The organism is bacterium (Candidatus Blackallbacteria) CG13_big_fil_rev_8_21_14_2_50_49_14 (assembly GCA_002783405.1).
Lineage (GTDB): Bacteria > Cyanobacteriota > Sericytochromatia > UBA7694 > UBA7694.
In genome coordinates this window covers 70,911-82,256 of record PFGG01000009.1, presented here as the reverse complement: position 1 = coordinate 82,256, position 11,346 = coordinate 70,911, and the positions used below count along the sequence as shown (strand labels likewise).

The following is an 11,346-nucleotide window of genomic DNA, read 5'->3' as shown; positions in this document are numbered from 1 at the left end:
TGCGGAAAGCACCCCCGCCTCCTAAACCCCCGCGTCAAAACCACCGAACAGGTCCTTTGCCAGCAGACATGCCGATCTTTGATCCGACCCAACCCAGTTTTTGGCAAAGAATCAAATACCCCTTGCGCTGGCTGGCCATTGCTGGCATCCTGATCGTTCTGATTATTCTGTTTAAACGCTATGAATTGGGAAGTTTTTTCAATCAAAAACAGATCCAGGCCTGGTTAACACCCTTTGGTATCTGGGCACCGCTGGTTTTTATGGGACTTTTTGTGGTCTCCATGCTCTTAATGGTGATTCCCTATTCTTTGATGTGTGGCGTGGGCGCCCTTTTATTTGGCGTGGCCTGGGGAACGCTTTGGAGTGTCTTGGGCGGCACTTTGGCTGCGCTCGCCGTGTATGGCGCCTCACGCATCGTGGGTCAAAAAATGATTCGCAAACAAACAGGCAACCCACGTTGGGAAAACCTCAACCGAAGGCTTGAAAAAGACGGGTTTTACTATTTATTGCTGATGCGAACAATCGCCATTCTGCCCTTTAACCTCTTGAATTTTGCCTGTGCCTTTACAGCCATCAAACTGCGACATTTTATTTTTGCAAATCTGATTGGACTGATCCCTTTTTCTTTTATCTGCGGATATGGCACCACAATCCTTTTAGATACCAAAATCTCAAAAACGCAGATTGCGATTCTGATTGGCATTGTACTGCTGGTTTTGGTTCCACCTCTGATATTCCGTCAGGCCCGCAAAGCCAAACGCAAAGAGCATAAGGAGCGGATACAGAAAGCCTATGACTAGGCTTGGTTCGCTTCTGACTGGAATTGAATCGAGACCGAATTGATGCAGTAGCGCAAACCAGTGGGTTGGGGGCCATCTTCAAAGACATGCCCCAAATGCCCATTGCATTTGGCACAATGCACTTCAGTTCTTAGCATTCCATGGCTGGTATCACGTTCTTCCTCAATCGCTTCAGATTGCAAAGGTTGAAAAAAACTGGGCCAGCCACAACCTGCGTCAAACTTGGTTTGAGACTCAAACAAGGGTTCTCCGCAGCCCCGGCAGTGGTAGGTTCCTGACTGTGTAAAATCCCAGTATTCACCCGTAAAAGGACGCTCAGTCCCTTTCTGACGCAAGACCCGGTATTGCTCTGGCGTCAGTTCCGATTGCCATTCCTGTTCAGATTTGTTTAATTTTGACATCTCAGTCTTTACATTCCCACCGCTTCTCGGATAATACCTTCAAGATCCTCAGGCGTAAATTCCTGATCATGCCCCAGATTAAAGGTCAGTTGGCGCTTATCTTGCCCCATGGAATCGGCAACCCAGCCCCCAAAGCCTCGGTTGCGTTTATCAATCACAACCATCGCTTCTGCTTGTTCGGCATCAGCCGCCAAGAGAATTTCAAGTTCTTCAACCAATCCCCCCAAACGACCCGTGCCTTGGAAAACAAAACTCTGAATAAAAGGCGCACCATAGGGATTTTCCATTTGAAAGCATTGGCCACTGTCCCCTGCGTGCTGAAAACCCAAATCCTCTGCTGCAGCCAAGATCCGATCAGAAGCGGGATCGGCCAATACCTTGACCAGGTCATTGTCTTTGGGGTCCCAGGCCCAAGACACATCCAAACCTGTTTTGAGCCAGACATTGTCAAAGTCCATGGTAATGGGCGTAAACAGGGGCACTTCGATTTCAAAATCCCAAACGGCTTCTTCGCCTGCTTCAAGTGTAAAGGCCTCTGCGATGTTCAAACGGTGCAAAACATAGGAGGTACTCATTTCCTCTCCTGAGCTGGGGTTAAGATAGAAATAGTGAGTATAGAGCTCAAGATAGACCTGATTGATCTTTTGAGCAGATTTTCCACCTGTCATACGGATTTCACCAGTGAGAAATTCACCCCGCATCACTTCTGGGGAATTCAGCACCGTATCCACTTTAGCCGCACCAATGCCTACTTTTGAAAGGAATTTATCAAACATACCTTTTACCTCTGCTTTCGCACCGTTCTAGACGGGACATTCTCAGGGTAACACAGGGTTCAAGATATACAAGGGCTAAAATCAATATGCTTTTTTTTGAATAAAATCAGCAACAATCACCCAAAAGCTGCGCAAGACAATCTGCAGGTCCAATTTCAATGACCAATTTTCAATATATTCAAGATCATGGCTGACCCGCGCTTCGATCGAAGTATCTCCACGCAGTCCTTTAATTTGAGCCAAACCCGTCATACCTGCTTTGACCTGATGCCGATCGGCATAGCCAGGAATTTCCTGGGAAAACTTTTCAACAAAATAAGGCCGTTCTGGCCGAGGCCCAACAAAACTCATGCTGCCTTCCAGCACATTGAAAAGTTGGGGCAATTCATCCAGGCTGGAGCGACGCAAGACGCCTCCCAAAGGGGTTGGACGCGGGTCATGGGCGGTAGCCCAAATCGGGCCGCTTTTCGCCTCTGTATCGACGGGCATGGTACGAAACTTATACATGCGAAAGGATTTTCCAGCCAAAGAAATGCGCTCCTGCTTATAAATAGCGGGCCCTGGCGTTGTCAGGCGAACCAAAACAGCAATAAAGAGCAGCAAAGGCCAAAGCAAGACAAGGGCCAGAGAGGCAATCAAGATATCGGAACATCGCTTCATGAGTCGATTTTCCCAGGCCTTCAGGGGATGGACAGATTGAGTGGGTCGGATAAGTGTGGGTTGGTACGAATTCATCACTGATCTTTATTTAAGACTGGGGTTACAATATTAACCAAGCATACCTGAGAGAAGGTCTGTATGTGAAGGAGCAATATTGCAGTTCATGACCCCAGAAGAAATAAACGAAGAAAATCTTGAAGCCCTGATCGCAGGTTGCAACGACCCTGAAATGCTGAAAGAGCTGATTGCCTATGCAATGCAATTTAAGCGCGAAGACCTGCTCGAAGGAATTGTTGAAAAATCAATCCAGCTCAATAAACTGGTAGAAAAACTACAGGACTTTCAGATTACACCGCCGCAGATACGGCTCGACTTTTCGAGTGATTAGGCTCAGTTCAGCACTGCGCAAACCCGAACATAGGCCTCCCAGGCCGGTAAATAGGAGGGATCAATTTCCATGGCACGGGCATAACAATCCCGTGCCTGCAGATGATCATAGCTCCATTCCGCAACGCGCCCCAGATTAAACCAAGGAAAGACCTTGCTGGCATAACGAGAGGCCTGAAGCGCTTTTTGAAACCAAGGGACAGAATCTTTGAGCTGATTGAGTTCAATCAGATAGGAACCAATATCATTATAGGGATTGCCATAATCTGGATCCAGCTCGATTGCGCGCAGGCATTCATCAATCGCTTCATAGTAGCGTTCCTGAAAACTATAGGTCCAGCCCAAAAAAGTATGCGCCTCCGCAGTTGGAAAAACTGAAATTGAGCGCTTATACAATTGAATCGCGGAGGCCAAATCTCCCTTCATCTGACTGGCATAGGCTTTTTGAAACAGTCGCTGGCTTTCTACCTGCCGCGATTCCTGGCTAAAAAGCAACATAGACGTGAGAACCCCATTATTCAGACATTTCCATTAGTATAACCGATTCTTGAAGAAACTTGCGAAAGGGCTTTAAATTCTCTGCTTGCCCGGATTGGGACGGATGAAAGCATCTGGTAAGATAGAAAGATGCAAGCCGCTATCCAAGAACCGCTTTTTCAACGTATCTTTACCTTACTGACTGGCGCACGCTCAGGTGAAAGAGCAAAATCACTCTTTAGTTTTGCTGCTTTGTTTTTTTTATTGGCATCTTATTATTTGGTCAAGCCCCTGCGTTCTTCTCAATTTTTAAAAGAATTTGACCCCAATTTAATGCCTGTTTTCTTTTTGCTGATTGCACTGCTCTCATTTGGCCTGACCAAGGCCTTTAATTTTTTCTATGATCGTATCAATACCTATCGCTTAATCGGTTATACCTTTGCCTTGATGATGGGGCTCAAAATCTGTTTTTTACTGAGTTTGCCCAAAGGTGGCAAACTCGCCAGTCTGCTCTTTTATCTCTGGGCTGCTGTTTATTTTTTGCTCTGCAACGCTGTCTTATGGGGCTGCATCAATTCCCTCTACCACTCAGAATCAGCAGAACGCTGCTTTGGCTTTGTCTCGATCGGCGCGGCAGCAGGCGGAATCATCGGGTCGATGGTTTCAGAATGGCTGGCCAGCAGTAGCTATACGGGCTATAGCCTGTTTATTTCAGCGCTCTTAATGGGCCTTTCGCTTTTGTTCATGTACCGGGCCATCAACGTTTCAGAGACTGCAAGCGAGTCAAAAAAAGAAAAAAAAGTCCCCTCAAAAAGTCCATTCTGGACAGATGTGCTTCACCTCTGGCAACACCGCTATATCCGCGCCATTGCCACCATGGTTTTTGCGCTGGCAGTTCTGAATACGGTCTTGGAATTTCAAGGGCTGAAGCTGATTGATTCTCAATTGTCTCAACAACAATACCTGGTCGATTTTCAGGAATTGAATCAGGCTTTGAACCGGGTTCAAAAACTGCCAGGTCAAAGCCTGAATCCAGAGGGCTACCAATTCATTCGAGAACTGAAACACAGCTCCGATTCGGATAAGTTGAAGACCGTTTCGGCTTTCCTCAAACAAGAAAATGTGAAGCTTTCTGCCCAGAAGATCTTAAGCGATCAAAAAAATTTCCAGAACAATCTTGAAAGCCGCACGCGTGAATTGCTGTCTAAGATCTATAAAAACCAAGGCTTTATTGGGGTCTTTTTACTCTTTGTTGCGGCCCGTCCGCTGTATAAATGGATCGGTTTACGCTGGGTCATGCTGCTGCTGCCCATTTTATTTGGAACGGTTTGTCTTGCCATGTTTTTCCCGATTGAACTCCTCACCCTGGAATGGATGCTGACCTCGACCTATGCCCTAAATTATTCTCTCTACCGAACGTCCAAAGAATTGCTCTATACCCAAACCGACAATGAGGCACGGTTTAAGCTCAAGCCCTTAATCGAAGGGCCTATCATGCGCTTGGGAGACGTGACAGCTTCAGTCTTAAAATTAAGCCTGATGGGAATCATGGTACTGTTTCTGGGTCAACCAGAAGCACGCATGGACCAGGTCTATTTACTCTGTGCCTTGATAATTCTCGTTTATTGGCTCTATGAAGCCTGGTTTGTGGGTGGGCGCTACGAAAGCCTGCGCAAAGCGTCCGAAGGCCCTGCTGCTGAAAGCCAAGCAGAAACAGCTTAAGCTTTTCCCAGTTGGCGGATCACCCGCCACTTGAGCAGCTCTTCAATATTTTTAAAAACTTTGATACCGCTGGCTTCAAACAAATGGCGTCTTTTTTCAGCTTCATAGCCCCCAACCGCGACTGGAAAATGCTTAACCAAACCGGCCTGTAAGCGCTCCACCAGGTGCTGCGCTTCACGGTCACGCAAAGGAGCCACCACAGACAAAACAATCGCTGAAGGTTTTGATTTTTGAGCATATAATTCGAGTTCGGAATGGGGCAAATTGGCACCGAAATAAAGAGTGGGGATCATGCGTTGGGTTAATTCCATCATGGCACAGAGCAAACCAATCTCATGGTATTCATTTGGCACACAGGCCAAAAGAACGGGTTGGGCATGCTCATAAACCCCCAGATTTTGCAAATGCGAAAGAATTCTGCGGCGGATAATCGCAGAGGCCAAATGCGAAGCTGCAATATTGACAGCTCCCAGTATAGTTAACTCTCCAATGCGTGCCAAGACAGGCAGGTCAACTGTTCGCAATGCATTCGCAAAGCTTTGACCCGCCTGGGCCTGAACCAGCATACGCTCAAACTTGACAGCATCGGCATCCTGAACAGCCTGAATCAACTGCTCAAGATTGGGAACGAGAAAGGCATCATCAGGATTGACTTTCACGGGTTGCGATTTTTTCTTTTGGCGCGCTTTTTCAATAATTTGGGCTCGGTGGGCGCGGACCTGTTCGGAAACGACCTGAATCGTTACACCGCGCTGCGTTTCGCGCAAGGCATATTTCAAAATATCCAGGTCATCCTGCGAGTAAAGACGGTATCCATTTTCTGCACGTTGCGGATCGATCAGTTGGTAGCGTCTTTCCCAAAGACGAACTTGATTTAAGCTCAGACCTGTCAGTTCAGCTGCTTGTTTTACCGAATATCGGGGGGTTTCTGCTGAGAATTCAAGAGTTGTCGGCATTTTTATTTACCTTCATTCCGTCTGACTTTGACATATCTTTGACATATGTCATTTCATCAGCATAAAGGCACAGAGAAGAACCGTCAAGACAGCCGATCATGGGAAGCTCAAAAAATCAGATAAAAAAGTAGGAATTATTTTCCAGAAGCCAAAAGCACACAGGCTTCGTCAGGTGAAAAGCTCCGGGTTTCAATTTCAAACAAGGCAAGAATCTGGCCCTCATTCAGCAAACCACTGAGATCGATAATGCGTGGCCCAGCCAAAAGATACAGATCCGGCAAAAGCCCCCCCGCATCACCGTAACTTGTCATTTCTTCAAGTACCGTACGTATTTGCCCCACCACCTGGGCCAGACTGAGGGAAAAAACCTGAGCATCCTGCAATTGCAGGCGGATCGTACCTTCATTGTCGACCACACGGATCCGATGGGTATTGCGCTTATAAAGCCCAAACAGACGCTTGTCTTCCCAGGCTTGGCCCATGGCATACAAATGGCGTGAAGCACCGTAGTTTTGAATTTCCTGAGGTTGAACCTGAAGGGCTTGGGCCACCTTTTCGATCAGTTCTTGTTCTGAAAGAATTTTCGCTTCTGCTTCACGGCTGCGCATATCGCTTGAGCCCATGGCAATCGCTCTGACTTTGCGATTTTGACTGTCAATTTCAATCGAAACCTCAACGGTTTCAGGAATTGCCCCCATTGCAACCACAGAGTCCAGCGCCTGTTGACGCAGGCTGAGAATCTCTTCGTTGCTGGGATTGAGTAAATTTCGCTCGACTGAGTCACGAATCATTCCCAAAGCAGCGCCAATCGCAGAGATAACCTCTGCATGCTCTGCAATAAAGTGAGGCAATTGCATGGCTTGGGCTGTAAAAGGAACCAAAGCAGAGGCACCTCCACCCCCTCCCACCAATTGGGTTAAAGCAGGCGTCAATTTGTATTCACGCATCAGTTGTTTTAAAACCGGGCGAATTTTTTCTGCGGCATGGCTCAAAATAGACCGGGCCAAGGCTTCTCCCGAGATTCCCCATTTTTGAGCCAGGGTCTCGATCACTGAATTCACAGCCGCTTGATTGGCTTCACCATGCCCCGCCTCCTTGACAAGCTTCAGATACCACGAGGCCTCGGTAGGGGTGAGGGTATAACGCTCTTCGCCCCGTTTGAGCACCAGATAATCTGAAGGGTCACCAGATTTGGGCTGAATCAGCTCTATTTCCAAGAGGCTGAAATCTGGATTTTGGGCATAGGCGGGATAGGCCAAGGCAGCGATATGCGCGCTTCGAGGCCCTACATCATGCACCGTTTGATGTTTGATACGGGGAATGGAGCCTCCGGCGATCCCCAGGGTACGTACGTCAAGGGTTTGCACATAGAGTCTTTGGCCTGCGATTTGCGCAGACTTGATTTGGGGTTTGCCATTGCGAATCACGGAGATGTCACTCGAGGTGCCGCCCACTTCAATAAAAATACCATCTGAAACTCTTGCAAACATCAAGGCTGCAGCTACACCCGCAGCAGGACCTGAGAGCATGGTTAAGATCGGGCGCTTACGCATTTCGGCAATATCCATAATGCCGCCATCGGAGCGCATCACCATCAGCGGAGCCTGAATGCCACTTTCACGTATGGCTTTTTCTGTCATATTGGCGGTTTCCAGCATTTTGGGCATCATACTGGCGTTGAGTACAGCGGTACGTGTGCGCACCCGCAAACCATAGAGACGTGAAATACGACTGGCGGCAGTGGCTAAAAACCCCATACTTTCAGCAATCTGAACAATCCGATCTTCCCGCTCAGGTTGATCCACACCAAACGCCTCTGAAGCCACAAAGACTTCTGCGCCTTCAACTGCCAAATCACGAATCAAGGCCCGGATACTGGTGTCATTCAGTTCCTGTTTGCCGGTATCAATAAAACGGAAATGGGTGGGTAAAAATTTACCCGGTGCGAGTTCAATTTGATTTAAATGGGTTTCCTGACGAGCACGCAGGCCTTCTAAGCCCGAACCCAGGCCAATAATTCCCACCTTGGCCACATCCCCTTCTAAAAGAGCATTGGTCGCCTGGGTCGTAGAATGCGCGATCAAGATGACTTCTTCAGGGGCAATATCTGAGGCCTTCAAAAGACTGTGAAGTGAATCAACCACGCCTTTGGCAACCCCTTCTGCTGCGCCATGGGTGGTGGGAACACAGGCTTTACCCACCAGGCTATGTTGGTGAATATCAATGGCCACTGCATGCGTAAAGGTTCCTCCCACATCAATGCCAATTTTGAGTTTGCGCATGTTTAACCCCGCAGATAGAGCAGAGCAGCGGCCATCAAGCCCAAACTGGCTGCTCCCCAGGCATAGGGCAAGGTATTCCAGAGCACTTTTTGTACGTCCACACGCATTTCATTGGCCAGCCAAACATTTTGCGTATTGGTAGGGTCACTGATGCCCTGAACCTGCCCCACTGACATCAAAAGCCCCATCACAGCCGCAGGCGGCAGACCTGAAGCCAGAAAAACTGTGGCCAGACCAAACCCCATGCCCCACAGATTGAGCGGGCCGCGGTACAGCGCCAAAGGTGCCATCAGGGTAAAAAGCAGCACATAGGCCAAGGGGTGGGTCGGAATTACGGCTTTGACCAAGGGTTGAATCAGGCTGAGAACAGGCCAGCCATTGGGAAAAACTTCTTTGGGCAAATCACCGCCAGGCCCCATGATCGCAATCAAAATCATGCCAATGCCAAACATCAGAATCACTGCCGGCATGACCATGCCCGCCCCTTCAAGACAGGATTGAATCAGCACATTCAAATGCCCCTTGCGCCAGGTAGACGCAAAGGCATAAAGCAAACCGATCACAAACGCAGCGACAAAATTCACGTTATAGAGCAAAATCAAGACCAGGGGCAAAATCGGAGAGAAAAAGGCACTCCAGTGAACTTCGCCCCGCTTATTCAAACCATGAATCGCACGGTTGATCACCAGCCCCAAAAGTGCCAAAAGCAAAATACCCACCACCCACTTCAGGCCCAACATGCAGTAACCCAGTCCTTGCATAACCAGGGCACGTGAAGCCTCACTCATGCCCATGCCCCAGAAAACCGTTCCCCCAGCGCCACAACCGAGTACCAGCAGACTGTTGCGGGCCAGTTTTTTCCAATTCAGGTCATGGCCATCCCGCCAGAGCTGCAGGGTGATATAGAGCAAGGAGATCGAAAAAACAATCGCAAACATGATCAAGGCAAAGGGACGAACCTGCTCAGGCTTTAAGCCCATTGCACCGGTATACAAGGCCCAATTGCCCACATTCAGGGTGCCGCCAATTGAAATTCCCAAGAGAAAAATGCCCACGGTTGTCAAAGGCCCAACCCCGACTGAAACCAGCACGGGCAAAACAATGGTTGCGACCATGATAATCGCCCCCAAGCCCCCCAGGGTCGTAAAAAGTAGAATGATCAGGCTCAACATGGTGACAGAAATCAACCAGGGGTTGTCCCCTGATAATTCTGCACCTTTTTTAATAAAATTTTCGGCCACTCCGGTTTTTTGCAGAATGGCCCCCAACATGCCACCAAACATCGCCACCACATAGGCACCAGAAAGCTTCGCTGGCCCGGCCCCCACCACATATTCAAGCACATAGGGCAAGGGAACGCCGCCAGCCAAGGCCAATAAGACAGCCAAGAGGGGAAGCGCCAGAAGCGCAGGCATCAGACGGGTTACCATTAAGAGTGTCATGCCTGCAAAGCTTAAAAATATCAGGATGATTTGAAGAGTTTGCATAGAATTTTGTATCTCTGAAGGATTATACCCAACTCTTTCAGAATGATCTATGCGCAGGATTACAATTCGCGCCCCTGGTTCCGTAAAGAGACAAATAGGTTTGAATCAGCTACAATAGGAAACACCACTGCCTAAATTTTAAGAATTCTAAGAGCATAGACCCATCTGGTATGGATACAGATAAACTCAACCCAGACATCCTCGCAAAATATATGGCCCAATCTCCTCTCGATACACAAGATTGGGATGAAGAGGCAACCATCATTGGGGGCTTATCATTTGACGAAGAACCGCTTGAAGAAGAAGGCCTGCTTCTTGAAGGAATGGGTTTTCGCCATGTTTTGGGCCTTGCACCAGTTCTGCTGGGGCGTGATGCAGGTTGTACCCTCAGTCTCAATTCCAAAACCGTCTCACGCTACCATCTCGCCATTTACAAATTTGGCAAACACTACTGGATGCGTGATTTACATTCCACCAACGGAATTCTGCATAATCAGGTCAAAACGCTGCATGCCGTAATTCGCGCGGGAGATCAGCTACAACTGGGAGACCAAGCCTTTCAAGTGCTGGGGGCTCCGCCCTTACAGGAAGAATATGCCAAGCAGTGCATTGTCGTGTTTTTAGACCTGGCTGACTCAACACGGCTGTCGGAAAAAGAAGGCAAGGCTTTTACACAAGCCATTCAAACTGAAATATCAAAACTCGAAGACCGGATCTTGGTCTATCGTGGCTTGCCACTTAAACAATTGGGAGATGGCCTAATGTGTGCCTTTGGACTCTATGCTCTGCCAGCAGGGGGTTTGAGTGTCGCAGATCAGGCCCTGGCCTTTGCCTGGGAAGCCGTGCGCGCCTTTCGAACCATTCCAGATTATCCACATCTTCGCTTGCGCGTAGGTCTGCACATGGGCGAGATAACCCTCAGGCATGAAGAAGCCGCCATTGATATTTTTGGTGACACCGTCAATTTGGCCTCTCGCCTGGAATACACCAATAAAGAATACGGCACACAAATCATGATCAGCGAAGCACTCTATCATGAAGCCTCACGTACCCGCCCTTTTTTGCGTGAAGTCGATACCGTCAGGGTTGCAGGCAAAGAAGAACCCGTCAAAATTTATGCCTGGGATGAAAACAGCCAAGCACCGGGTTCAGACTCCATTCTGAGCGCTTACCACCAAGCCTTAACGCTCTACCGTCAAGGTAAATTCCCGCAAGCACGCGCCTGTTTACAGGCTCCCAATCTACACAAAGACACCGTCGCCCAAACACTGGCCCGCCGTTTGCACACCTTACCCGAAAACGCACCCGAAGATTGGGATGGGATTTGGCAACTTGAAAAAATCACCTAATATTCTGGAGTCGCCCAGCCAGCTTGGGCTAGAATACAGATATTCGAAC

General features: G+C 48.5%; 11 protein-coding genes. 4 read left to right on the top strand and 7 right to left on the bottom strand.

The features are described 5' to 3' along the window. Nucleotides 1-68 precede the first annotated feature (68 nt). A complete protein-coding gene (locus tag COW20_01955) occupies nucleotides 69-800 on the top strand; it encodes a hypothetical protein (GenBank protein PIW50691.1) in 732 nt (243 codons plus the stop codon). On the opposite strand, the gene msrB is transcribed toward COW20_01955, so the two are convergent. The 3 genes from msrB to COW20_01940 form a co-directional block, all read right to left on the bottom strand. Beyond that, entirely contained in the window at nucleotides 797-1,201 is a 405-nt protein-coding gene (msrB, locus tag COW20_01950; protein ID PIW50690.1) for a peptide-methionine (R)-S-oxide reductase, read from the bottom strand. The genes COW20_01955 and msrB overlap by 4 nt on opposite strands. Nucleotides 1,202-1,209: 8 nt before the next feature. Continuing rightward, nucleotides 1,210-1,977, bottom strand: a complete 768-nt coding sequence (locus tag COW20_01945; protein PIW50689.1) for a hypothetical protein — start codon at nucleotides 1,975-1,977, stop codon at nucleotides 1,210-1,212. Between the two features lie 81 nt (nucleotides 1,978-2,058). Continuing rightward, nucleotides 2,059-2,712, bottom strand: a complete 654-nt coding sequence (locus COW20_01940; GenBank protein PIW50688.1) for a hypothetical protein — start codon at nucleotides 2,710-2,712, stop codon at nucleotides 2,059-2,061. Between the two features lie 88 nt (nucleotides 2,713-2,800). On the opposite strand from COW20_01940, the gene COW20_01935 reads away from it, so the two are divergent. Next, nucleotides 2,801-3,025 (top strand): hypothetical protein, encoded by a 225-nt coding sequence (locus COW20_01935; GenBank protein PIW50687.1) that lies wholly within the window; start codon nucleotides 2,801-2,803, stop codon nucleotides 3,023-3,025. A gap of 2 nt (nucleotides 3,026-3,027) precedes the next feature. Here the strand turns inward: COW20_01935 and COW20_01930 are convergent, their stop codons facing one another. Then, nucleotides 3,028-3,522, bottom strand: coding sequence for a hypothetical protein (locus COW20_01930; protein PIW50686.1), 495 nt, complete (start codon nucleotides 3,520-3,522; stop codon nucleotides 3,028-3,030). A gap of 129 nt (nucleotides 3,523-3,651) precedes the next feature. Here COW20_01930 and COW20_01925 point away from each other — a divergent pair, with 129 nt between their 5' ends. Next, the gene (locus COW20_01925; protein ID PIW50685.1) at nucleotides 3,652-5,223 is read left to right on the top strand and encodes a hypothetical protein; all 1,572 of its coding nucleotides are present in this window, start codon (nucleotides 3,652-3,654) and stop codon (nucleotides 5,221-5,223) included. Here COW20_01925 and COW20_01920 read toward each other — a convergent pair. The 3 genes from COW20_01920 to COW20_01910 all read right to left on the bottom strand — a co-directional run bounded on the left by COW20_01920 (nucleotide 5,220) and on the right by COW20_01910 (nucleotide 9,948). Next, complete coding sequence (locus tag COW20_01920) at nucleotides 5,220-6,179, bottom strand: hypothetical protein (protein PIW50684.1); 960 nt, start codon at nucleotides 6,177-6,179, stop codon at nucleotides 5,220-5,222. The two genes, COW20_01925 and COW20_01920, sit on opposite strands and share 4 nt — an antisense overlap. A gap of 134 nt (nucleotides 6,180-6,313) precedes the next feature. Next, entirely contained in the window at nucleotides 6,314-8,461 is a 2,148-nt protein-coding gene (locus COW20_01915) for a hydantoinase (GenBank protein ID PIW50683.1), read from the bottom strand. A 2-nt stretch (nucleotides 8,462-8,463) separates the two neighbouring features. Then, on the bottom strand, nucleotides 8,464-9,948 hold the full coding sequence (locus tag COW20_01910; protein ID PIW50682.1) for a citrate transporter: 1,485 nt from the start codon (nucleotides 9,946-9,948) through the stop codon (nucleotides 8,464-8,466). 170 nt (nucleotides 9,949-10,118) lie between these two features. On the opposite strand from COW20_01910, the gene COW20_01905 reads away from it, so the two are divergent. Beyond that, nucleotides 10,119-11,297: a hypothetical protein gene (locus COW20_01905; GenBank protein ID PIW50681.1), complete on the top strand. Its 1,179-nt coding sequence runs from the start codon at nucleotides 10,119-10,121 to the stop codon at nucleotides 11,295-11,297. Nucleotides 11,298-11,346: the final 49 nt, after the last annotated feature.